The 23,844-nt window shown below is 55.2% G+C and carries 18 protein-coding genes; 8 read left to right on the forward strand and 10 right to left on the reverse strand.

Annotated features, from left to right (window positions below; genetic code table 11):
• The 6 genes from hepB (ACFQI7_RS07145) to hepB (ACFQI7_RS07170) all read right to left on the reverse strand — a co-directional run bounded on the left by hepB (ACFQI7_RS07145) (window position 1) and on the right by hepB (ACFQI7_RS07170) (window position 10,827).
• On the reverse strand, window positions 1–2,262 hold the full coding sequence (gene hepB, locus ACFQI7_RS07145) for a heparin/heparin-sulfate lyase HepB (RefSeq protein WP_218098576.1): 2,262 nt from the start codon (window positions 2,260–2,262) through the stop codon (window positions 1–3).
• Between the two features lie 53 nt (window positions 2,263–2,315).
• Complete coding sequence (locus ACFQI7_RS07150; protein ID WP_218098577.1) at window positions 2,316–3,629, reverse strand: ABC transporter substrate-binding protein; 1,314 nt, start codon at window positions 3,627–3,629, stop codon at window positions 2,316–2,318.
• 113 nt (window positions 3,630–3,742) lie between these two features.
• Entirely contained in the window at window positions 3,743–5,773 is a 2,031-nt protein-coding gene (locus ACFQI7_RS07155; RefSeq protein ID WP_218098578.1) for a heparinase II/III domain-containing protein, read from the reverse strand.
• A gap of 27 nt (window positions 5,774–5,800) precedes the next feature.
• Window positions 5,801–6,937, reverse strand: coding sequence for a glycoside hydrolase family 88 protein (locus tag ACFQI7_RS07160; RefSeq protein ID WP_218098579.1), 1,137 nt, complete (start codon window positions 6,935–6,937; stop codon window positions 5,801–5,803).
• 16 nt (window positions 6,938–6,953) lie between these two features.
• Window positions 6,954–8,438: a sulfatase family protein gene (locus ACFQI7_RS07165; protein ID WP_218098580.1), complete on the reverse strand. Its 1,485-nt coding sequence runs from the start codon at window positions 8,436–8,438 to the stop codon at window positions 6,954–6,956.
• Complete coding sequence (gene hepB / locus ACFQI7_RS07170; RefSeq protein ID WP_218098581.1) at window positions 8,425–10,827, reverse strand: heparin/heparin-sulfate lyase HepB; 2,403 nt, start codon at window positions 10,825–10,827, stop codon at window positions 8,425–8,427. The genes ACFQI7_RS07165 and hepB (ACFQI7_RS07170) overlap by 14 nt, the downstream gene beginning before the upstream one ends.
• A 358-nt stretch (window positions 10,828–11,185) precedes the next feature.
• Here hepB (ACFQI7_RS07170) and ACFQI7_RS07175 point away from each other — a divergent pair, with 358 nt between their 5' ends.
• Window positions 11,186–12,409, forward strand: coding sequence for an ROK family transcriptional regulator (locus ACFQI7_RS07175; protein WP_218098582.1), 1,224 nt, complete (start codon window positions 11,186–11,188; stop codon window positions 12,407–12,409).
• A 233-nt stretch (window positions 12,410–12,642) separates the two neighbouring features.
• Window positions 12,643–14,523 carry a heparinase II/III domain-containing protein gene (locus tag ACFQI7_RS07180; RefSeq protein ID WP_218098583.1) on the forward strand — a complete coding sequence of 627 codons (1,881 nt, stop codon included), beginning with the start codon at window positions 12,643–12,645 and terminating at the stop codon, window positions 14,521–14,523.
• Window positions 14,524–14,652: 129 nt separating this feature from the next.
• Here the strand turns inward: ACFQI7_RS07180 and ACFQI7_RS07185 are convergent, their stop codons facing one another.
• Window positions 14,653–14,871, reverse strand: coding sequence for a hypothetical protein (locus ACFQI7_RS07185; RefSeq protein ID WP_218098584.1), 219 nt, complete (start codon window positions 14,869–14,871; stop codon window positions 14,653–14,655).
• 494 nt (window positions 14,872–15,365) lie between these two features.
• Between ACFQI7_RS07185 and ACFQI7_RS07190 the strand changes: the two genes are divergently transcribed.
• The 3 genes from ACFQI7_RS07190 (at window position 15,366) to ACFQI7_RS07200 (ending at window position 18,133) form a co-directional block, all read left to right on the forward strand.
• Complete coding sequence (locus ACFQI7_RS07190) at window positions 15,366–15,989, forward strand: DUF3298 and DUF4163 domain-containing protein (RefSeq protein ID WP_218098585.1); 624 nt, start codon at window positions 15,366–15,368, stop codon at window positions 15,987–15,989.
• A 44-nt stretch (window positions 15,990–16,033) separates the two neighbouring features.
• Window positions 16,034–16,594: a GNAT family N-acetyltransferase gene (locus ACFQI7_RS07195; RefSeq protein WP_218098586.1), complete on the forward strand. Its 561-nt coding sequence runs from the start codon at window positions 16,034–16,036 to the stop codon at window positions 16,592–16,594.
• A 249-nt stretch (window positions 16,595–16,843) separates the two neighbouring features.
• A complete protein-coding gene (locus ACFQI7_RS07200) occupies window positions 16,844–18,133 on the forward strand; it encodes a histidine--tRNA ligase (protein WP_218098587.1) in 1,290 nt (429 codons plus the stop codon).
• Window positions 18,134–18,285: 152 nt separating this feature from the next.
• On the opposite strand, the gene ACFQI7_RS07205 is transcribed toward ACFQI7_RS07200, so the two are convergent.
• Both ACFQI7_RS07205 and ACFQI7_RS07210 read right to left on the reverse strand, forming a co-directional pair.
• Window positions 18,286–18,651, reverse strand: coding sequence for a winged helix-turn-helix transcriptional regulator (locus ACFQI7_RS07205; RefSeq protein ID WP_218098713.1), 366 nt, complete (start codon window positions 18,649–18,651; stop codon window positions 18,286–18,288).
• Entirely contained in the window at window positions 18,635–19,210 is a 576-nt protein-coding gene (locus ACFQI7_RS07210; RefSeq protein ID WP_218098588.1) for a GNAT family N-acetyltransferase, read from the reverse strand. Before ACFQI7_RS07210 ends, ACFQI7_RS07205 begins: the two co-directional genes overlap by 17 nt.
• Window positions 19,211–19,358: 148 nt before the next feature.
• Here ACFQI7_RS07210 and ACFQI7_RS07215 point away from each other — a divergent pair, with 148 nt between their 5' ends.
• Complete coding sequence (locus ACFQI7_RS07215; RefSeq protein WP_218098589.1) at window positions 19,359–20,453, forward strand: iron-containing alcohol dehydrogenase family protein; 1,095 nt, start codon at window positions 19,359–19,361, stop codon at window positions 20,451–20,453.
• A 246-nt stretch (window positions 20,454–20,699) separates the two neighbouring features.
• Entirely contained in the window at window positions 20,700–21,362 is a 663-nt protein-coding gene (locus ACFQI7_RS07220; protein WP_218098590.1) for an NAD(P)H-dependent oxidoreductase, read from the forward strand.
• Between the two features lie 64 nt (window positions 21,363–21,426).
• Here the strand turns inward: ACFQI7_RS07220 and hisA are convergent, their stop codons facing one another.
• Entirely contained in the window at window positions 21,427–22,206 is a 780-nt protein-coding gene (gene hisA / locus ACFQI7_RS07225) for a phosphoribosylformimino-5-aminoimidazole carboxamide ribotide isomerase (protein WP_218098591.1), read from the reverse strand.
• 235 nt (window positions 22,207–22,441) lie between these two features.
• Here hisA and ACFQI7_RS07230 point away from each other — a divergent pair, with 235 nt between their 5' ends.
• The gene (locus tag ACFQI7_RS07230; RefSeq protein WP_218098592.1) at window positions 22,442–23,839 is read left to right on the forward strand and encodes an amidase; all 1,398 of its coding nucleotides are present in this window, start codon (window positions 22,442–22,444) and stop codon (window positions 23,837–23,839) included.
• Window positions 23,840–23,844: the final 5 nt, after the last annotated feature.

A 23,844-nucleotide genomic window follows, 5' to 3' on the forward strand; every position in this document is an offset into this window, starting at 1 on the left:
TCATTTCCCCTCTTCACTAGCTTGCGCCCCGCTGCCCGGGATCAGGCGCACTTCTCCGGTTACGCCGGTCAAATGAAGCACGCCGCCTGCTTCCGTGACCTTATGCCTCTCGCGCCGCCCATCCGTTTCCACAATCCACCCGCCGGCGGCCAGATCGGCAATGAGGCACTGGGTCGTTTCGTTATGGTAAACGCCATCGGCCAAGCCGAATACGGGCACCGTCAATGTCTCCTGCAGCCGTTCGCCGCTTTTGCTGAAAAGCACGACCCAGTCTTTGATCCTCGCGCCGACCAAGGCATCGGTTTCCACCCTCTTCGTAACGAGCGCCGGCGGGCCGTCGACTTCCTTTACCTGCATCACGTTCAAAAAACAATCGTGCTCGGCCGGCTCGTGCGGACTCACTTCAATGCGCCATGCGCCCTGCTCCTTCGTGCTTGGAAAATCATTGACGAAGTTGGTGCCGAACACCCAATATTCTTTGCCCGGACCGCCAACGGCAACGATTTCCCGATTGCCGGCTTCCGGCAGCAGCGTGTCGTTGACCAGTTGCCCGCTGTACCCGTCCTCGCTGCGCGAGATGACTGTCCGACCCGTTTCTTCCGTGATTTGCGGCTCCTCTACGCTGTGCAGCAGCCAATACTTGCGGAATTCGGCTTTGGTCGATACGACGCGGTCAAATACGATCATCGCCGCCGGATGCTCCGCTTCCTTGAAATTTAGGAACAGAAACGAACGCTGGAACTGCTTCATTTTATCCGAGTAAGCGGCTGTGATATCGCCTTTCAGGTAAGAGTAATTCGGCTGCACCGGGTCCGGGCCGAAAGCGTGAGCCAGCACCTCGCCCCGCTTGAAATCTTTGCCGAGCAGCTCTTCCAGGCTGAGCGGAGGCCGTCCCTCGTTCGGCCAGCGCTGCCCTCCGTCGTTCACATTGGGCCACACAAGTCCGCCGTCTTTGACGTGCGGATACCGGTTCAACTCGTCCGGATCGTACACCAGCACCGTATTGTGCGCGATCGACCGTTTGAAGTAATACTTGTTGTGCGGCGAATGGTATTTGCCGGAAGACCCTTTATAAATGCCGGAATCGATCGCCAAATACCCTTTGTAATACAGCTGGAATGCGCCGGCGTCCAAATGCTGATGGTTGTTGTACTGGTACTCGCCTACGCGCATCTCGGCAACGACGGTTCCTGAGCTTCGGTCCATCGCTTCATCCCAGCCCGTTCTGGCGATCATGATCCCCATCGGCGAGCCGAAAAAGCGTGTGAGCGGCAGCTCTTGCACCGGTCTCGGCGCGATATCGGCGTTGTAGAACAAAAAAGCGTGAAACACATACATGTCCGGGATCGTCTGAAATTCGCGAAACTGCTGATCGATAAAATACGGATTGCCATAATAACTCCCCGCCATCAAATAAACGAGCGGGAACAGGCGGATATATTCGTGCTCGGCATAGAGCGGGTTGTCGCTGTCGCCGTCGCGCAGCAGCTTGCCGTCCGGCCTACGGGTGTAAATCCATTGATAGCCCACGTTCTCCTGCGAGGCGTCGAACGGATTTCCCGCCCCCATCCGGTCCATGATCCATGTGGCGTACAGCTCCGCCTGATACCGGTACGAGCCGTAATTATCCCCCTGGTGATGCCAACCCGAAGGATAAAAGAAATTGCGCGGAGGCACCATCTCAGCATAAAATCGTCCCGCTGCCAGGTTATAGATTTCCGGGTCTTCGTCATAAATCGCAATGCCGGTGCCGAGCAAATCGCGCATCAGCATCCATTCGCTCGTATGGCCGACGATCGAACCTTCTTTATTCGGGGGGTAACCGCATTCTAATAGAAGAGCGAGCCGTTTGAAGTGGCCGATCATAAACCGGCGTTCTTCATCGCTTATCAGCTCGCGGCACCAATCGTAGACGACGGCGGCAGCGAGCATCAGCCGGCCGATCGACCGGGAAATGTCCTGATAGCTCGAATTGAACGGTTTCGTAAGGCTGCGCATCGCAAGCTGCTTCGCGCGAAAGCCGGCTTCTTGGTCGCCGTCCAAGACATACATCAGCGCATTCGCTTCGATGAGATATACGTCGCCCGGACTTTCGCAGGAATAGGCATCGCAGATGTCGACTTGACTGAACCGGGTGAGCCGCTCCCATACTTGCTTCATTTCCGGCTTTGCTCTTTTTTCCCTTAGCGCAGGTACGTCTTCGCTTCGGATCAGCAGGCGCGGATGCTCCTGCGGAGGAATATGCGGCGGCTGCGGATACATGGCGCCGGCCTCCTTTTCGGATAAGGTAGATTGGTCTCATTGGGTTGTGTCGGTTATTTCGACTTTTTGACCTCCAGCATCGCTTTCTCCGCTTTATCCTGGACTTCGCGAAGCACGGTGTTGACATCCTTGTTGTTTTGCGCCATATCTTTCGCTCCGTCGCGGATCAGCTGCTTGAACGGCAGGTCGTAATCCGTCGGCTTCACAATCGGCGCCGGCTTCGTCTTGAACACGGCTTGCACGTTTTTGCCCTGGAAGCTTTTCAGCTCGGACGCATACGTTTTCTTGACGCTGTCGTTGTTCAAGGAAGTCATGCGGCCCGTCTTGTTCATCGCGATTTGCGCTTCGTCGGATACGAGCGCCGCGATGACCTGGAATGCTTCTTCCTGATGCTTGCTCTTCGGCGAAAGCATCATCAGGTGCAGGTCCACCGGTTTGCCGATGCCGGGACGGTCCTCGAAGCTGGGATACGTCACCATATCCCAATTGACGGGATTGCCTTGGCTTGCCGTATCCTCGAGCGTGCCGACGACGCCGTCGCCCCAGACGGGGTACATCGCCAGAATCCGATCTTTGAAAAATCCGTTCGACGCGTACATGAACTTGTTTTTCTCGCCGATAAATCCGGGAATTTCGTAAATGGCTTTCAGCTTGGAAAAAGCCGTCTTGTAGCCCTGCGTATTGATGAGCGGCCTTTCCTCCTTCTCGTCGACATACGGCAGCGAATATTGCCTCGTCAAGTTTTCCGGGTAGTCCGGATCGACGCCGATATATTGGATGCCGTCTTCTTTGCGCGTCAGTTTTTTGGCCAGCTCGATCGTTTGATCCCAGGTCATGCCGTCCGTCGGAAACGGAACGCCGAATTTGTTGAAAATGTCCTTGTTGTACACCATCATGCCGTAGTTCATCGAGAAAGGAACCGCATATACTTCGCCTTTATCCCCGAACTGCTTGATGGCGGCCATGCCGGCGGGATCGAATTTGTCAAAGCTGAGGTTATGCTTCTTCGCCAGCCCGCTGAGGTCCATGCCGAGTCCCAGCTTGTTGAACATGCCGATATAGACGTTGCTTGTCAGAATTAGATCGGGCAGCTCGCCGGAGGCGATCACTTGCTCCGGCGTATTCTTGTCGCCGTTGCGCGATACGAGTTGCATCGAGATGTTCGGATATTTGTTTCGGATCGGCTCTACAAAAAACTTTTGGAACTCCGAATCCTGAATGCCGGCGCTGTAGCTGTACACGATCAGTTTGACCGGTTCATGGCTCGCAGCCGTTCCGGGTCCTTCGCTTTTTTCATCTTTTGTACAGCCGGCCAAAGCAACCGCCAGACAAAGCGAACACGATAGCGCTGCGCTTGTTTTTAACATCGTAACCCCTCCCGCAGTTTCAACATGTTTCGCGGGCCGATTTCATTGCATCCAAGAGACCCGCATCGCACTAGGTACTAATACTGCCCGATTGCCGCCCGTCGTAGCGCTCGTCACTTCCAATCGGACAAAGGTACGTAGCCTTGGCCTGCGGCAGGTACGGCTTCGCCGCCCGCCAGCGGCACCAGCTCCACCGCCATGCGCACATCCGTTACGCCGTCCAGCTTGACCGCCAGCTTGCGGATGCCGGTATTCGCCGTTTGCCCCGCAGGATTCGGGGACTCCGGCAGCGGCTTCGCCTCCATTACCTGGAAAGATGCTTTGAGCGGAGAATCTTTCGGCAGCGTCAGCGTCACCCACAACCGCTTGCCGTTTTGCGTAAGCAGCGCCGACTTTCCGTCCTCCGCCACCTGAACGGTCGCTTTCGTGTGCATGAACCACCAGACCGTGGATGGCTTTTTCGACTGAACCTCATCCTGAATGATCAGCCGTTTGCGGTCGGCGAGCATGACGCCCCGTTTTGCAGCCTCCGCATTTCGGGCGTAGGCGGGCTTCATGTCGGCAATCGCAAACGCCTTCTGCGGCGTCGATGCGTAATTTACGATCTTGTTCATGGAAGTCTGATCCTGCTCAAATTGCGCGTCGGGATTGATCACGAGCGTATTATGCCCTTCCGGCTTCAGCCGGTAATACGTGTAACGCTCTTTATCGTAGTTCGAGTATCCCTTCAGGTTGTAGTCGTCCTTGCCCACGTCGATCGCCCATTGCTCGCCGCCGGCCTGGAAGACGAAGGAGCCGATATCGGAATGCGAGTGGCTCGCAACGGAGGTGCCGGCCTTGAATCCGGCGAATACGCCCGCCGGGTCGTACCACTTGCTTCGCAGCGTAACGAGCTCCGCTTCGCGATAATATACGTCCGTCGGAAGCGTCATGTCCGATTCGCGAAACTTCGGATCGTACCAGAGCAGGTCGTACACGCCACCCGCCTGCTTCGCATCTTCCATCATCGCCAGCCGCTGACCGGCCAGCTTTGGATCGTTAATCGCTTTGGCGAGCCAGAACAGCTCGGGAATTTTCATTTTGCCGCTGTCGTTGTCGGCAAAATTGTACGTCCCTTGCGGCCCGGTAATGTATACCGGGAAGTAGGCCGTCTTGGCCAAGGCCGGCGTTTGCACATGGCCGTAAGTCGTGCCGACCGCGGTCTGGAGCGCCGCCATGTAGCTGACGGTATACTCCATCATGTAACGCCAGTAGCCCGGCCCTTCGCTCCAGCCGCCGTCCGGCCCCCAATGGCTCAGGATGATGTTCTGCACGGACTTCATCGAACGGACGATGATGTCGCCCGCGAGCGCCCTAACCGCATCCTCATCGCCGATCGCGAGCGCACCGACGATGATGCCGCCGTTGCAAACGGCGCTCCAGTTATTGACCGGATCGGTCCGGACGCTCCACCATACTTTGTTGTTATGGGCATCAACCGCCTTCTGCAGCCCTTTTTCCACCATCGCCTTGCGTACGGTGTCTTTTTGCTCCTGCGTCAGTACTTCGTACAGCCAATCGTAGCCAATCCCCATCCCGGCGGTAATTTCGGCAGTATTGAGAAATTCTTTCTTGTCGTTCCAATCGGGAAACGAGGCCATCGCAAGCATTTCCTGAACGGCCCGCTTCGCGTATTTCTCTTCCCCGCTAAGCCGGTACATCATCGCGTTTTGCTCGATGATCGGCCTAGCGTCTCTGGCGGAAAGCATGCGCCGGCCGTCGGGTGTCTCGTACGCGCCGACCGGCTTCGTTAACGTTTTGTCCGCCGTCTTCCGCAGATCGCCGTACCATTTCTTCAACAGCGGATCGCTCTTTACGCCCTCCTTCAGCTTCGCAAACGTATCGGCCGTGGCGAAGAGACGCGGATGCTGCCGGTTCGGGTTATTTTTTTGCAGATCGGCGATGATGCTGTCCGCCGTTGGTGGCGGCCCGTTGTACGGCGCGAACGCCTGCAGCGGCAGCGGCGCCTGAAGCGCTGTCTGATCGGTCGCCCCCAGCTGCGTCCGGGGAGCAGGGTCGCCGCTGCCGGTACAGGCCGGCAGCACGACGATACAGAGCAGCAGCATCCATACGAACGCCGAGCGTATTCGAGTATGTGACCGCATTAGGTTCTCCCCCTGTGAACGATGCGTTTACCAAAACATTTCGCTTTGACCGCGCAGCTTCGCGAGCGCTTCAACGAAGTAGTAATCGCCGTAGATCAAGCCGACATCGATATTTTTGCCCGCCGGATAATGGCCGGTACCATGAAGCAAAATCGCTTCATCCTGCTGATCCCATACCGCATAATGATCGGCGAGCGATTTCAAGATCCGCTTCGCCGCCGACGCGTATAGCCGGCTCTGCTCCGCAGGCACCGACTCCGCGAGCAGCAGCAGACCGCTAGCGGCGATCGCCGCCGCCGAAGAATCTCTCGGCGCGCCTTCCTGCGTCGGCAGGCGGAAATCCCAGTAAGGGACATGGTCTTCCGGCAAATTTGCCAGAAAAAAATGCGCCGACCGTTTGCTGCCCTGCAAATAAGCGTCATCCTTTGTATAGTGGTAGCACAGCGCAAGACCGTACAGCGCCCAAGCCGTACCTCTCGCCCACGCGGATTCCGGCGCAAAGCCCTGACCGCCCAGTGTGCCGACGCGCTGCCCGGTTTCCGGATCGAACGCCGCGATGTGGCAGCACGATCCGTCCTCGCGAAGAAATTCGCGCAGCACCGTATTCGCGTGCTCCGCTGCTATATGCTTGAACCGCGGGTCGCCGATTTCGGCGGACACCCAGAATAGCAGGCTCAAGTTCATCGTGCAGTCGATAATCGCCCAGCCGGCGTTGCCGCCGTCCGCTTTCCAGTTGCTGTTGTTCCATGCCCGGATATAGCCGCCTTTGAGATTAAACCGGCTGGCCAGCCAGGCGGCCACTTTCAAGGCGCGCAGCTTTGACTCGGCGCTGCCGGTCAGCTTGTAGTTCGCAACCGAGGAGAGAGACCACATAAAACCGACATCATGATGGAGCCTCGTATACTCGTCGATGCATACGTCCATTTTGGCTTCGCATTCTTCGGCAAGTCGTCTGAATGGTTCGTTGTTCGTTTCCCGGTAAGCGAGCCACAACAGTCCCGGCCAAAATCCCGAGGTCCACGCCTGCGGCTCCGTCCCGTCGTATTTCCCATCCTTCGATACATGAGGAAATCCGCTGCCGATCGTCCGGCTCATCTGCTCGATCTTTGCTACCGTTTTCTCCCATGCTTCGTCAATCCACGTTTCGTATGTATCCGCCGTCATTCGTATTCTCCTCCGGTTAGTTTGATGGCAAGCTTCCTTGTTTGTCCTGAAACGGACCGTAGTCGGTCAAAAATTGCCTAAATACATTGGCCGGCAAGGTGAGCAAATCATTCGTTGCCCGCATATGCTCCCTCAAGCCCGCCAGCATGCTTTCGATGCGGCTGCCGTTTTCTTCCGCGCGAAAAGCTAGATTGTTCATTTCCTGCGGGTCGTCCGCAAGATGGTACAGCTCGACGAATATTTCATCTTTGAAAATATCGACGATCAGCTTGTAGTTCCCTTCGATGACGCACCGTTGGAAATTGCTGCGCGCCCCGTTGCCGTCAAATTGGATGAAGACGCGTTCGCGCACCGGCCCCGCCTTCTCCCCGCGAATGAACGGCATGAGCGATTCGCCCGAAACGCCATCCGGCGTTTGCAGCCCAAGCGCGTCACAGAGCGTCGGCATCACGTCGACGCTGCTTACCGGCGCGTCCGAACTTCGAACCGCCGGCTCGAAGCCGGACGGGAATTTCAGGAACAGCGGCGTTTTTACCGACTCCTCGTACATGCACATCTTTTGCCATAGCTTGTGGGAGCCTAGCATTTCGCCGTGGTCGCTGCAGAACACGATCAGCGTATCGTCGTAGAGCCCTTCGTTTTTCAACTCGGCGACGAGCTTCCCTACACAGTGGTCGAGCAGCGCGACAAGGCCTATATACACTTTCCAAATCCGCTGCCATTCTTCCCGCGTATACGACGAGCCGAGCATGCCCGTCAAATTGTACAGCTGCAGCGGCGACTGATTATCGCCCCATACGCCGACGTTGTCCGGCAGCTTCACGTCTTGAATCATCGAATACCAAGGTTCCGGGATGTGCAGCGGCGGGTGCGGGGCCAGGAACATCGCATTCAGCGCAAACGGCTTCGCACGATCCCGCCCGCGGATCGCTTCGAGCGAATCGTTCAAAATAAAACCGTCGTAAAAGTAGTCGAGCGCCTCGTCAAACCGTCCCACCGTCGGAATCGAATATTTGCGCTTCCTCGTAATTTTGCCGTACGCAAGCTCGGGTACGAGGCCTTGAAAGGCGGGCCCGCCCGGCTTCTTCTTGCCGTTTGCCTTCATGAACGCCTCATACCGCTGCTCCAGCTGAAGCCAATGGGTACGGCTGTCTTCGCTGTGCTCCAATTTCGGATCGGTGAACAAATGCTGCTTGCCGGTATGCCAGCTGTCCCACTCGTTTTCCAGCAGCTCATACAAATTCGCGTGTTCGGGGCGAACGATTCCGTGCTGCTTCTCCTGCTCCGTCCACGGATTGATCAGCGAGCCGGTTACGTTCGGATATTTTCCAGTAAAAAACGATCCGCGGGCCGGAACGCAAAGCGGCGACGCGCAGTAAGCGCGTTCAAATACGACGCTCTCCGCCTTCAGCGCGTTGATGTTCGGCGTATGCTCGCCAAGCGCATCCCATCTCAGTTGATCGGCCATAATGACGACCAGATTGCTTTTACGACTGCTCATCGTTTCGTACCTCCCCGGACTCGTTTGCTTTATTCGTACGTCCTCCGCCAAACTTCAAGACGAATGCGCCGGTCGACGCCTGCCAACGCCAGTGCAGCAGCCCGCTTTCCTCGGTCACTTCCACCGTGGCCACATGCCGCTGCTTCTGCTGTCCATCGGCACTCGGACCGGCCACATGCCCTTTCTGCCGGGCGATTTCAGCCCGGACAGATTCGCGCAGCCCCTGTTCACTGCCCGAAGCGTCGCCATCGATAACGGTTTCATGCCACTCTATCGTCCAGATGCCTGCCGCAAGATCGGCAACGAGGTAGTTCCAATCGGAGCCGCCGCTGTCCACAGGTGCCTCGGACACTGCCGGAACGACCGTATTTTCCCGCAGTCGCTGGCCGCTCATAGCGAACAGTGCGACCCAGTCGCGTATTTTTACGCCCGTCAACGTTCCGGTGTCCACCTTCTCCGTACGAAGCGCCGCCGATCCGTCCGTGTCCTTGACTTGCATCACGTTCAGGAAAAAATCCAGCTCCGCCGGTTCGCGCGGGCTCACTTCGATACGCCATTCGCCTTGTTCCTTCGTACCTGGGAAATCATTGACATAGTTCGTTCCGAACACCCAGTATTCCCGGCCCGGACCGCCGATCTTCGCGATCTGTTGGTTCCCCGGCTCCGGCAGCAGCGTGTCGTTGACGAGCTGCCCGTTGTACCCGTCCTCGCTTCGGGAAACGATCGTCCGGCTGCCTTCGATATGCGGTTCTTCAATGCTGTGAAGCAGCCAATATTTCCGGAATTCCGCATTCGCGGATACGACGCGGTCGAATACAATGAGCGCCGCCGGATGCGCAGCATTCTTGAAACTCAGGAACAGGAATGAGCGCTGAAACTGCTTCATTTTATTGGAATAGGCCGCGGTGATGTCGCCTTTCAAGTACGAGTAATCCGGCTGCGCAGGATCGGGACCGAACGCATGGGCGAGCACGTCCCCGCGCTTGAAATCTTTGGTCAGCAGATCGTCCAGCGTTAGCGGTGGACGCCCTTCGTTCGGCCAGCGCTGCCCTCCGTCGTTCACATTCGGCCAGACGAGACCTCCGTCCTTCACGTAAGGATACTGCTTCAGCTCGCCCGGATCATACAACAGCATCGTATTGTGGGCAATCGTTCGTTTGAAATAATACTTGTTATGCGGCGAATGGTATTTGCCCGACGAACCTTTGTAAGAACCCGAATCGATCGCCAGGTTTCCTTTGTAATAGAGCTGGAACGCTCCGGCATCCAGATGCTGATGATTGTTGTACTGGTACATGCCTACTTTCATCTCCGCAACGACCGTGCCGGAGTCGATGCCGTCCTCCCACCCCGTTCGCGCCACCATCACGCCCGTCGGAGCGCCGAAATAGCGGGTGAGCGGCAGCTCGTCAAGCGGTCTCGCTTCCACATCCGGATCGGCGAACAGAAAGGCGAAGAGCACGTCTTTATCTTGAAACCGCCCCTCATCCTTTTGCATCTGATATATATAGTAGGGATCTTTGAAATAACCGCCGAGCATCAAGTATATAAAATGAAGCCGCGTATACTTCGTCTGCTTCGGCATGACCGGCGTCGAATCCCCGTCGCGAAGCAACTTGCCGTCCGGGCGCCGCGTATAGATCCACTGATAGCCGACCTCGCGCTGCGAATCGTCGTATACGTTGCCGAAGCCCATTCGGCCATACATCCACGTCGGGAACATCTCCCCCTGAAACCGTACGCCGCCGTAGCCGTCTCCTTGATGATGCCAGCCGGACGGGTAAAAGAAGTTGCGCGCCGGTACCATTTGATCGAAAAAGCGGCCTGCCGCCAAATCGTACATCTCCGGATCTTCGTCGTAAATGGCGATGCCCGTGCCGAGCATATCCCGCTGGATCATCCATTCGCAGCTGTGGCCGACAAAAGCACCTTCTTTGACGGGCGGGTATCCGCATTCAAGTAGTCCGGCCAGCCGTTTGAAATGGCGGATGAAGAACGCTCTCTCCTCATCCGAAACCAGCTCATAGCACCAATCGTACACGATCGCGCCGGCCAGCATGAGACGTCCGATCTCTCGGGAAATGTCCTGATAATTAGGGTTAAAATCTTTGGTAACGCTTGACAGCGCCAATGTCTTGGCTTTGAGTCCGGCTTCCGTATCTTCATCTAACAAATACAACAGCGCGTTCGCTTCAATCACGTACACGTCGCCCGGACTATGTTCGGCGTTCGCTTCCTCGATCCCGAATCGGCTGTAATCCGTAAGCCGTCCCCATGCCTGCTTCAATTCCGGTCTCGTCCTCTTGTCCCGCAGCCCGGGCAAATGCTCTTTGCGCAGAAACAACCGCGGATGCTCCGGCGGCGGTGTAATCGGCGGTTTGGGAAACATTCCTCCGTCCTCCATTCGTACCTTATCGTTATGTATTGCTTGCCGTTGCCGGCTCGACTTCCATATGCTTATGTATAAAAAAACACGATAGCCGCACAAACCGTCTGGTCTCGCTTTGCCTCACAGCGCATTAGTCCGCCGCCTTCCCTTTCATCATACGTCACCCTTAAAACTTATGTCAATAACTAAACTAATAAACGACATAAAATCTTGTTTGGTTAAAAAAATCATACTTTATTGGATTAGTTTTGTTAGTTTTGTACATTAACATCCGCTGTGGCGTTGCTATCTTTTCATATTTTTGATATGTTAGAGTAGATGCTTTACGAAAGTCCGAAATGAATTGCGAGGGAAAACTATGGAGAATATCCGCAAAGTCTGGGATCAGAAAGGCAGCAAAACCGCCATCCTCCAGATGCTTAGGGTTCACGGTCCGTTGTCCCGCATCGAGCTGACTCAATTGACCGATTTAAGCCGGGCGACCATCTCGGTTACGATTAATGAACTCATCGAGTTTGGACTTGTTAGAGAAACCGAGCTTCGTCAATCCACCGGCGGCAGACCGGCAACGAATCTGGAGCTCGTCCCGAACTCTCATATTATTCTGGGCGCCGACCTGAACAATCAAAGCTGGATTCTCGGCGCGTTCGACCTGCTTGGCAACACCGTGGAGACGAAACGGCTGTCTTTCAGCCCGCTTACGCCGGAAGCCGCCGTTCAAGCGCTGGCAAGCGAAATCCCGAACTTTATAGAAAAACTGGACAAAAGCCCGATCCCCTTGCTCGGGATTGGTATCCCAGGCATTGTCGATACGCATAACGGGCGGCTGCTCAGTTCGGCCGTGCTGGGCTGGCAGCAGGTGGAGCTCGGAACCATGCTCGAGAAGGCGCTCGGCTGGCCGACGGTCGTGCTCAACCGCAGCCGTGCCCGCGGCTTATCGGAATGCCGGTATGGCGCCGGCAAAGATTACCGGCACATGATCTACATCGGCGTCGATTCCGGTATCGGCGCGGGAATCTATGTCAACCGCGAGCTTATTCACGGAGCGCTCGGCGGCGCCGGCGAGATCGGGCATACGACGGTTGCGATCGACGGTCCGTTATGCCCTTGCGGCAATAGCGGATGCCTGCAAATGATGTCGGCCGCACCCGCCATGGAACTGGAAGCGCGCAGGCTGCTGCGCATTGGCGCGATCTCGTCGCTCCATCTGCAGCCCGGCCTCGATCTGCAAATGCTGAAAGTCGAAGACATCTGCCGCGCAGCCGAGCAGGGAGACGAGCTGGCCGGTCAAGTCGTCTCCGGCGCAGCCACCTACCTCGGCATTACGATGGCGAATTTGATCAACCTGCTGAACCCGGAAGCGATTATACTGGGCGGCACTATCCCAAAGGATTGCCCGCTGTATGTCCAAACCGCCGTGAAAGTCATGCGCCAACGCGCGATGGGGCAGCTGTCGGCCTCCACGGTCGTACAGATCGGCCAATTCAAAGAAATCGGCGGTGCGCTCGGCGCGGCCAATATGGCGCTTGACCGGCACATGTCGTTCACGCATTTTTCGGGGCAAGCCAGCATCGCCAAGTAGATCGGGAAAGCCTCCATTGTCTCACCTTATCGGTGATGATGGAGGCTTCTTCGTCGATTTTTTCAGAAGCCGTCTCCTTCCGCATGACTCTAGAGTACCGCCTTTTTCGTTCATGTGCATGTTCCAATCCCCGATCCATAATCAGGAAAAAATACAATTCCATTCCCGCTTCATTCGAGCTACAATGGGCATGGGAACACGCTGGCCATTTCGGAGAAAGGGTGAATCAATTCATGTTTCATGAACGGTATCCGGAAAAAGTATTGGAAAAAGTGCTGCTGCCTAACGATCGTTACCGGCCTTTTGCAACCGCATCCGACCGCGCCTACTGGAGCAAGCTGGCGGAGCCGCTTCGGCGAATGTTCGCTCAGCGGGGAGAAGCAAGACTCGATTTCGCATGGCCGGCTCTGCCGGCAACGAGGTACATGGATTTTGTGAAGAACGGCAACCGCTCCCGCTACGAAGACGTTTATTTCGAGCGAAGGAGAGCGCTCGGCGAGCTGGTGCTTGCGGAATGCGTGGAAGGCGCAGGACGTTTTATGGAGCAAATCATAAACGGCTTATGGACGCTGTGCGAGGAATCGTACTGGGTCCTCCCCGCCCACATGTCCTTGTCCAAAGCAAGCGCCGGCTATGCCCTTCCCGACGTGGATGATCAGGTCATCGACTTGTTCGCCGCCGAAACCGCCGCCCTAGTCGCCTGCGCCGATTATATACTCAAGGAACCGCTCGATGCGGAGTGCCCGATGATTCGCAAACGTATCCGACGCGAAATGGAGCGGCGCATGTTCACCCCGTTTATGGAACGAACGGATTTCTGGTGGATGGGATTCGGCTCGCGCGGGGTCAACAACTGGAATCCTTGGATACTGTCCAACGTTATCGGCTCCTTCCTGCTCCTTGAGGATAACCCCGGTCGGCGCGCGCAGGCAATCGCCAAATCGCTCTGCAGCTTGGAAGCGTTTACTTCCGTGTACTATCCCGACGGCGGTTGCGATGAAGGGCCCGGCTATTGGGGACGCGCCGGAGGTTCGCTCTTCGATTGTCTGGAGCTGCTGTATGTTGCGTCGGACGGACAAATCTCCTTCTACGACGAGCCGCTGGTAAGAGAAATCGGCCGTTATATTAGCCGGGCCCATATTAGCGGCAATGATTACGTCAACTTTGCCGACGGCGACGCCCGTCTTCGCATTAGCGACGATCTCGTTTACCGTTTCGGAGGGCGCATCGGTGACGAAGCCATGTGTGCGCTCGGAGCGTACGCCTTCCGGCAGCACGGCGGGTCGAAGCCTAACTTTCTGTCGCTGCTGCGGCTGCTGCCCGGTCTCGACGTCTACGACGAGCTGATGCAGCATGACGGCGTACCGCATTACTTGCGGGACGTATGGCTGGACGGCATACAGATGTTCGCGGCGAGAGAACGCGGAGGCACCGACCAGGGGCTGTACATCGCCGCCAAAGGCGGACACAACGCCGAAAGCCACAACCATAACGACGTAGGACATTTTATCGTATACGCTTCCGGAAAGCCGATGATCATTGACATCGGGGTAGAGACCTATATATCCAAAACGTTCAGCTCGCGCCGATACGAAATTTGGACGATGCAATCGGCGTATCACGGCCTTCCGACTGTGCGCGGCGTTCAACAAGCGGCGGGAAAAGCGTATCGTGCGTCCGAGGTGGCCTGCTTGGCCGATGACGACCGGGCCGAAATCTCGATGAATATCGCTGAGGCCTACCCGGCTGAAGCCGGCATCCGGAGCTGGTACCGCACGTGCCGTTTAAACCGCGGCAGCAAATCGCCCGCTTCGATCGAAATCGTCGACCGGTTCGTCTTGAACGAACCTACCTCCGAGCTGACGCTCAGCTTGATGACGCTTCGCGAGCCGCTATTCAGCGAAGGCGGAGGGCACTTCCTGCTCGATGACGGAGCCGGCGTCCGGCTGCGCGTCGCGTTTGACGCCGCACAGCTGACGGCGGCGAGCGAACGGATCGCGGTCGAGGACCGGCGCCTCCGCGGCGTCTGGGGCGAGCACGTGTACCGGGTGCAGCTGCGACCGAAGGACGCTGTTCGGGAAGCGGAATGGAAGCTTACGATGAGTCAGCAATAAATTAAAGTAAAGCTTCCATTTTCCGGAACCCTTTACGATGATCGTATTCAAACGGCCGTATCCCCGCATTGCTTTAGGGATACGGCCGTTTTTATTCGCTTCGCACAAAGCTCAATTAACTCCATAGGGTTACGCCGGCAACAATGAAACGTTGTCCATATGCAGCAGCAGGTTGGATGAAATCGCGTCGAAACGGATAGACAGCGTGTGCTGTCTGCCCGGATCCACAGCCCTCCTGCCAATCGTAACGACAAACTTTCGCCACTGCCCATATGGAGCAAGGCTCGCCTTATACGTGACCGGGAGCAAGCTTGACCCTATCAATGAGATGGTGATTGTTCCATTCATCGGTGCCGCCACCCGTTTTAACCAAAACGTGAGTTTGTAACTCGAGTCTCGCAAAGGCAGCGTTACTTGAGACAGGACGGCAAACTCCCCTCTGGAAAGCGCGATGACGGCATATCGTCTTCCGAAAAAGGGGTTGTCGTTTTCAAAGTAGATATCGTTGCTCGAAACGGACCAGTAGTCCGCTTGGATGGGCGTCGCCTTTTCAAATCCTCCGTTTCGCAAACTCCCCCAAGTCGAGCGCTTTATACGCGTGCTCCCAAAATTCCATTTATTCCGATTGATTTTCCGATGCTTAGACTTTCCTTTCCGAAAAACAATCCTCCCGTGCTTTTGGTTGAAAATCATCCGTATTCGCCCTCTTCCGTTAGGTTCAGTCCCTTTTTCGTAAACGAGGCACCATCGTATTTTATGCGGCTCCCCATGCATGCGTAACCGAAACCTCCGGGATGAATAGGCTAATGTAACAAAAACCGAATCAGGAAGGTGGGTCACCCATGGCATTTCAGCTCCCGGTAACCATTCATACCGGCGCCATTTCTTCTCCGGCCGGTACAACCATTGACTACCCGCAAGTCGCCGGACTCCCAGATCGCGGCGTACAGCAACACGTGAATCGTACGATTTTGAATATGGTATATTATTTACAGCAAGCGCAGCAAAAGGTTCAAACCGGCACCCACATGCAAATGACGGGACATTACGAAATCAAGACGAACGAGCGGGGAATCCTGAGCCTGCTCCTTAGCAATTACGCTTATTCCGAGCATATGGCCCACGGCTTTACGATCGTCAAATCGCTAACGTTTGACGTAGCTACCGGCAAGCTGTACAATCTATCAGACCTGTTCAAGCCCGGCTCCGATTATGTGAGCGTGCTTTCCGGGCAAATCCAGGCACAGATCAAACAAAGGGAGCTTCCGCTGCTGAACGGCTTTACAGCGATAAAACCGAATCAGGATTACTATTTGGCCGACAAATCGATTATCGTCTACTTCCAACTGTACGAGATTACCCCGTACTATGTCGGCTTCCCGATGTTCCCGATTTCGATATATCCGCTGCTGCCGATCGCCGCTCCCGAGGGTCCTCTCGATACGCTTTCGGCCGATATCGTTTGATCGCTGGAAAGGCAGGTCCGTCCATCAAACCAACAGGAGGAATTATGAGTATACGACCGGCACAACCGGCGGACGCTTCCGCAGTCGTACGACTATTGTTTGACGCTATCAAAGATATCGGGTACCAGCTGACGGGCGCCGCTACGGAACAAGAAGTAGTGGATGGCTTAACGTATTTTTTCGAACGCGAGGGCAATCGATTCAGTTATACGAATGTCCTGGTGAAAGAAGCAGAGGGCGAAGCGGCCGGCATGATTTTGTGCTATCACGGCTCGCATGCCGAAACGATCGACAAACCGATTGTCGACCGGCTTCGCCTCGTCCGCAACGATCCGTCCATAACGATCGATAAAGAAGCCGACGAGGACGAATATTATATCGACGCGCTTGCCGTGTCCTCCGAGTGGGGCGGCCGCGGGTTCGGCACAGAGCTGATTCGGGCGGCCGAAGCGCATGGTCGGCAGCTCGGATACGGTAAAATCGCTTTGAATGTCGAGGAGTATAACGAACGGGCCCGCTCCTTATATGGCAAGCTGGGCTATACCGCGGATAAGCAAACGATCATTAACAAGAAAACGTACGTCCACATGATCAAGCCTCTTTAAAAGAGGAGTTGCGCTTCGCGATTCCTTTCGCTATAATTGGTTTACTTTACTTATCGAAGGGGACGAACGATATGACGAAGCGCATGTTCGTACAACTTCATCATCACAAGCGGCGTTAGCACACCTGTACATTGGACAGGGTGGGCTAACGCTAATCGCGTTGGCCTCCCTGCGGCATACCGAACGCGCAGGACCAAGAGGTCCGGCGCGTTTTTTGTTTTTTCAATCCAATGAAAGGGATGGACATGTATGCAAAATGTAAAGGGGACGTTCGATTATTGGGGGATGGAGCAGGCGATTCGAAAAAAAGTGCAAAACGTGCTCGAACGTCTGTTCACGCTGTACGATTACGATGCGATGGAAACGCCGGTGCTTAACGAACAGACGCTGCTGGCGTCCAAATATGCAGGCGGGGATGAAATATTGAAAGAGATGTATCGGCTGCAGGATCAAGGGAATCGAAGCCTTGCGCTGCGGTACGATCTGACGATTCCGTTCGCCAAAGTGACGGCGATGAATCCCGGTCTGGAGCTGCCGTTCAAGCGGTACGAAATCGGAAAAGTGTTTCGCGACGGTCCGGTGAAGCGCGGACGCTTGCGCGAATTCATTCAATGCGACGCCGATGCGGTCGGCATCGAAGGTCCTGAGGCTGAAGCGGAGCTGATGCAGCTCGCGGTAGATGCTTTCGGCGCGCTCGATATCGATATTGTGATCCGGTGGAACAATCGCAAGTTTCTCGGTGAGCTGCTATCGCGGATCGGCGTTCCAGCCGAGACGCAGTTGTCGGTTATGCTGACGCTGGACAAATTGGCAAAGATCGGCGCTGCTGGCGTCGAAAACGAGCTGTTGGAGAAAGGTATACCTACGGATGTGTCCAGCGCCGTGATGGAACTCATTCAGCGCGAACAAACATCCTGTCATGAGTTAGTGGAAGCATACGGTATATTGGACAGTCAGGGCACGAAAGAGGTCAATGCACTCCAGTCTCTTCTCGACAAAACCGGACTCGGCCGATGGTGCGCCTTCGATCCGTTTTTATCCCGCGGCCTATCGTTTTACACCGGTACGGTCTACGAAATTTTCGATAAAACCGAAACGCTCACTTCCAGTCTTGGCGGCGGCGGCCGGTATGATTCGATCATCGGCAAGCTGGTAGATCGAGACGATATCCGCTACCCGGCCGTCGGCCTCTCCTTCGGGATCGAGTCGATCATGGAGCTGCTGAAGGAACGTGGAGTCGCTATCGCCGACGATGCCGTCGTCATTATGCCGATCGGGAATGCGACCGAAGCTTCGCTCCTTGCCGCTTCAACGCTGCGAACAGCCGGGATTCGCACCCGTATCGACTGGAGCGGCCGGAAGCTGAAGAAGTTGCTCGCCGCCGCTTCATCTAAGGGCGTCCGCTTCGTGATCTTGATCGGCGATGAGGAAGCGGCTACCGGTCAAGTGCGCCTAAAGGATATGGCGCAATCTACGGAACGGGACATGTCCGCCGAAGAAGCGGCCGACGTTATTCGAGCCGCGTGGCAGCCGGACTAACACGAGCGGCGGATCGGCCTACGTCGGAAGCCAGCGTTAGGATCGACGCAGCGGCGAAATGGAGCGGCTCGTCGCCGCCGTTTCTTTGCCGCTGCACGGCTTTGATGCAGAACGCCTCATCTATATCGACGATGCGGCCCGGTGGCGAGCGTTCAGCTTTGCTCGGCCGCCGTTTTTTTCGCGTTGATGTCCTTCCTGTGCGTCTCGCCCCACGCTTTCATTTGCAGGATGAGAGGCACCAACGTTTGCCCGAGCGGCGTTAACGAGTATTCTACTTTGGGCGGAACCTGATGGTACACTTCCCGGTGAATCAAACCGTCCGTTTCCAGCTCCCTTAGCTGCAGCGTAAGCATGCGCTGGGTAACGCTCGGACAAATGCGGCGAAATTCGTTGAACCGTTTCGTGCCGCCGATCAGATGATACAGCACGATGCCTTTCCATTTTCCGCCGATGATCTCCAGCGTAAATTCGACGGGGCATCCCTCCCCTGCCGGCTGTTGTTCAGTTTCCGGTTTCATATCCGCCATGGCCGCCAGCTCCTCCGCTCCAGTCTTGTTTAAGCATTCCATATACGACATGGTCGATAAAACGGTCATAGATCCATTCGGCCTGCCGTATGACACCTTCATTCACGAAGCCTAATCGTTCCGGAATGGCTCTGCTCTTTGCGTTTCCCGTACCGCATCGGATTTCGACCCTGTTGAGGCCAAGCTCGTGAAAGGCGTAGTCCACCATTTTTTTGCAGCTGCTGCTCATGATGCCGTTGCCTTGATACCGCTGGCCTAGCCAGTAGCCGATGCTTGTTTTCTTGTTGCCCCAATTGATCGCATGGTATCCGATACAGCCGGCCAGCTCTCCCTTATACCATATTCCGGTGTTGAAGCCGTTATTAGAAGCGTGCTGCTGCTCACAAAATTCGATGAATTCCCGGGTATTCCCTACGTTGACCGTACCGTCGACCCAAGGGAGCCATTCCCGAAGATACGGCCTGGAAGCATCCGTAAGGGCAAACAAGCTTTCAGCGTTGTCCGCTTGGAGTAATTTCAAAACAATGACATCGTTCACCTGGATATACATCGGATCCCGCTCCTGTTCCCTATGATTCTACTTTCTCTATGAAATGTATTGTATCAGACCTGCACCTCTTCAGCATCATCATTGACCTTATCCGCGAGATCTACCATAATAATAGATTAGACACCACATCAGCCAAGGGGGAACGATCATGAACGGGGTTCATTTTGTATTAGGCTCGCCAAACGCTTACATCCACGAACCGGGCATTTTACACAAAGCGGGAGAATGGATGGGCAAATACGGACAATCGGTATTTATCATTACCGGTGAAAAATCGTGGAGCAGCTGCGGGGAGCGAATGACAGCCAGTCTCGATGAAGCGGGGCTTCGCTACGAAGTGCATAAATACCGCGGGGAGTGCTCCTACGAAGAAATCGCGCGATTGCAGGCGCTGGTCGCGCCGGATACGGATCTGATCTGCGGCGTAGGCGGCGGCAAGGTGATGGATACGGCCAAAGCGCTCGCGAATGCGATGGGCAAACCGTTCGTGGCCGTGCCGACGCTGGCGGCTACTTGCGCGGCTGTCGCGAACTTGTCGGTTATGTATTCCGAAGAGGGGGTATATCTCCACTTCCAGGTGTTCTACCGGGGTACGCTGCTCTGCCTTGTCGATACGGACATTATTGCGAAAGCGCCGGTCCGGTATTTGGCCGCCGGCATTGCGGATACACTCGCCAAATGGATTGAAGCGCCCATGTCCGCTACCGGAAAAAAACATAATCTGCCAACCATCGGCGGCCTGCAGGCTGCGAAGCTATGCTACGACACATTGCTTGAGTACAGCGCGCAGGCGATGGAAGACGCTCGGCAGGGCATCTCCAGCGAAGCGCTGCAGCAAGTCATTGACGCCAACATCCTGTTCAGCGGTCTTGTCGGAGGTCTCGGTGAAGATAACTGCCGTTCCGCCGCTGCCCATGCGATTCATAACGGCCTCACCGTCATTCCGGATACTCATGAAGCGTATCACGGCGAGAAAGTCGCCTATGGCATTCTCGTGCAGCTTGTCCTGGAGAACCGTCCGCAAAGCGACCTGCACGAAGTGCTGGATTTCTATAAAAGCACAGGCATTCCGTACCGTCTGGAGCAAATCGGCATTCAGCGGGAGCTGACGGAGCAAGATCTGAATGAAATCGCTCGCATCTCACTGCTGCCGGAAAGCACTATGGGGAATATGCCGTTCCCGGTGACGGTCGATATGGTTGTGGACGCGATCCGACAGGTTGAGCGTTTATCCGGGGTTTAGGCAACAACCAAATGATAAGAGAGGCGTCGCCTCTCTTTTTTGTATATCCGTATTTATAGATCCAAGGAATCGTTGTTGTTCGTATGGCGAAGGAAGGCATCGATCGATGCGAGCTCGAGCGTCATGCACGGTATTCATTTTGACACTACGTATCATAAATGTGCGTACTTTTCTAAAGTAAATATACAAATTATAATGCGTATAGAAACAAAAATGATCATATATCGGTTAGGAGTGACCCGCAAAATGAATAAACAACACATATTGGATGCTTACCGTTTCAGACATGCGTGCAAGGAGTTCGATCCTCATCGCAAAATTGCGCAGGAGGACTTTGAATTTATTCTCGAAACCGGACGTTTATCCCCCAGTTCCTTCGGTTTCGAGCCTTGGAAGTTTCTCATCGTGCAAAATGCGGAGATCCGACAAAAGCTGCTGCCCGTAACCTGGGGAGCACAAAAACAGCTGCCGACGGCAAGCCATTTTGTCATCATGCTTTCCCGTACCAAGGCGGATATGCTGGCCGACTCCCCCCATATCGTTCATATCATGGATGAGGTGCAGCACCTTCCTTCCGAGGTTATGAAACAGAGGAGCAACCTGTACCATCAATTTTTGGCTGCGGATTTCAAGCTGCTGGACAATGAAAGAGCGATGTTCGAATGGGCCAGCCGTCAAACGTACATTGCTTTGGGCAACATGATGACCGCTGCGGCACAAATCGGCATCGACTCTTGCCCGATCGAAGGATTTGATAAAGAGAAAGTGGAAGCCGTATTGAAGAACGAGGGGCTGCTGGACGGAGAACGCTTCGGCGTCTCCTGCATGGTGGCATTCGGATACCGGGTAAGGGAACCGCGGGGCAAAACAAGACAATCCATCGATCAAGTCGTGGAGTGGATCATTTAATGCAATAAACAGGACGCCTTTTAAAAGCAGCTGCCGGGCGTCCTGCTTTTCTAGTTCAGCCGGATTATTTCCCCGGCAATTTTTCCTGTTTCCCGTTACAATATTCGACAACTTGCCGATAAGGCAGCTTTCCTCCGAAAATATCAAGAGCGCTCCCAACCGTTATGTCGAGCTTGCCTTGCGTAATCCGGTCAAACAATTCCAGATCTTCAATGGACCGCGCCCCGCCGGCATACGTCGTAGGAATGGACACCCACTCCGCCAAATGCTTAACGAGCTGTTCATGGATGCCCGTGCGCTTTCCTTCCACGTCGACGGCGTGAATCAACAGCTCGTCGCAATAGGTTTCAAGCATCTCGATATTTTGTTTGTTTAATTCAAAATTACTGAACGTTTTCCATTGGTTGGTAACGACGTACCACTTACCGTCTTTTTCCTTGCAGCTTAAGTCGATCACAAGCTTTTCTTTTCCGACGGTGGAAACGATACGTTCCAGATGATCCATGTTCAGTTCGCCATCGCGAAAGATGTAGGAAGTCACGATAACATGCGACGCACCTCGGTCCAAATAATACGTCGCATTATCCGCCGTAATTCCGCCGCCGATATGAAGGCCGCCCGGATAGGCCTGCAGCGCTTCCAGTGCGGCAGCCTCGTTGCCGCCTCCCAGCATAATGACATGCCCGCCTAACAGCCCGTCCCGCTTGAACGTAGACGCATAATAAGCAGGACTGTGTTCCGATACAAAATTCTCGACGACGGCCTGGTCGTTGTCGCTCAGCGTCTCCCCGACGATTTGTTTCACTTTCCCCTGGTGCAGATCGATACAAGGTCTGAATTTCAACGTTCCCCATCCCTTTACTTTAGTAAAATTTCGTATGTACTCAGTATAGGGCATAGCCGCTTTAAAGCAAATGTTTGTTTTGAATAATTTATACCGTATAGGTAATCATTCTCTTGGAAAATAATGGAATATATGAATCGTAAGTTCAGATCGGTTTGATCTATTAATTGTTTTGATCCCCATCTATTACCATATTACAATGATTAAAAAAAGTGGATGGGGGCTTTCTAAAAACATGCGTATTGATGCTACGGAGTTGATCGGCCGATTGAGACGCCGCGAATTGTCTTGTACAGAATTGCTCGAATCATATTTGCAACGCATCCGAGCCCTTGACCCAACGCTCCGCTCTTTTATAACAGTTTGCGAAGAAACTGCACGGGAGGCGGCCCGCAAAGCCGACGGGCAATGGACCCGTGGCCACGAGCCCGGTATGTTGCACGGAATTCCGATAGCGATCAAAGACCTCATCTGTACCGCCGGAACCCGGGCAACCGCCGGCTCCAAAATTTTGGAAGGGTTCGTCCCGGACGAACACGCAGCCTTGTGGCAGCGGCTCGAACAGGCAGGCGCTCTGCTGCTAGGCAAGCTCAATATGTACGAATTCGGGTGGGGCGCCACATCGGAAAACCCGCACTATGGCGCATGCCTGAACCCTTGGGACGTCACGCGGTCCGCGGGAGGCTCGAGCGGAGGATGCGCGGCCGCCGTAGCCGCGGACTTAACGCCGGTTACGGTTGGCTCCGATACCGGGGGTTCGGTTCGGGTTCCTTCCGCATGCTGCGGCGTGTACGGGTTAAAACCGACATACGGCGTGGTGAGCATGTACGGCGTTCTCCCAATGGCGCCTACGCTGGACCACGTAGGTCCGATGGCACGATCCGTCCGCGACCTTGCGCTGATGATGAATGTGCTGAGCGGCTACGACCCGCGCGATCCGAACAGTGTACAGACGAATGCTCAGGATTATATGAGATGCCTGGACGAGCCTGTGAACGGCGGCTCGATTGCCATCGGACCAGATTCCTTTTTACGGGATACCGAACCGGAAATCATAGCCCGGCTGTTGCAAGCGGTAGATGTGCTCCAACAATCCGGCGCAGCCCTACGCGAGTGCGGTCCGATTCCGGAGCTGCAGGAAGGTTCGTATGCGATGAATGTCATCGCGAAGTCGGAATCGCTGCTTTTTCATGACAAGTGGCTGAATGACAGTCAATCGCCGTACAGCGAGGACGTGCGGCGGCGGATGGAAAGCGGACGCAAATACTCCGGCCTCGATTACGTATCGTCGGATCAAGTTCGCAAACGACTTCGGCGCTCGATGGAGCAAACGTTTGAGCACATCGATGTGATGATCACGCCGACGATGCCGGTAACGACGCCGCTTCTCGGTCAATCGAATATGAGCGCAGGCAGCAAGTCCGTCCCCAGACACGGCAATTTCAATCGCTTTACGAATATTTTCAACCTTGTCGGCTTCCCTGCCCTTTCCGTTCCATGCGGCCTCTCGAGCGGCGGGCTGCCTATCGGCATTCAGCTGATCGCCGCCCCCTTGCAAGAAGCCAAACTGCTGCAGTACGCGCGTGTTCTGGAGCAAGCGTTTCCCGTGCTGCCGCCGCCCGGCTTTGAATAGCATTA

This window comes from Paenibacillus allorhizosphaerae (genome assembly GCF_042659105.1).
Taxonomy (GTDB): Bacteria; Bacillota; Bacilli; order Paenibacillales; family NBRC-103111; genus Paenibacillus_G; species Paenibacillus_G allorhizosphaerae.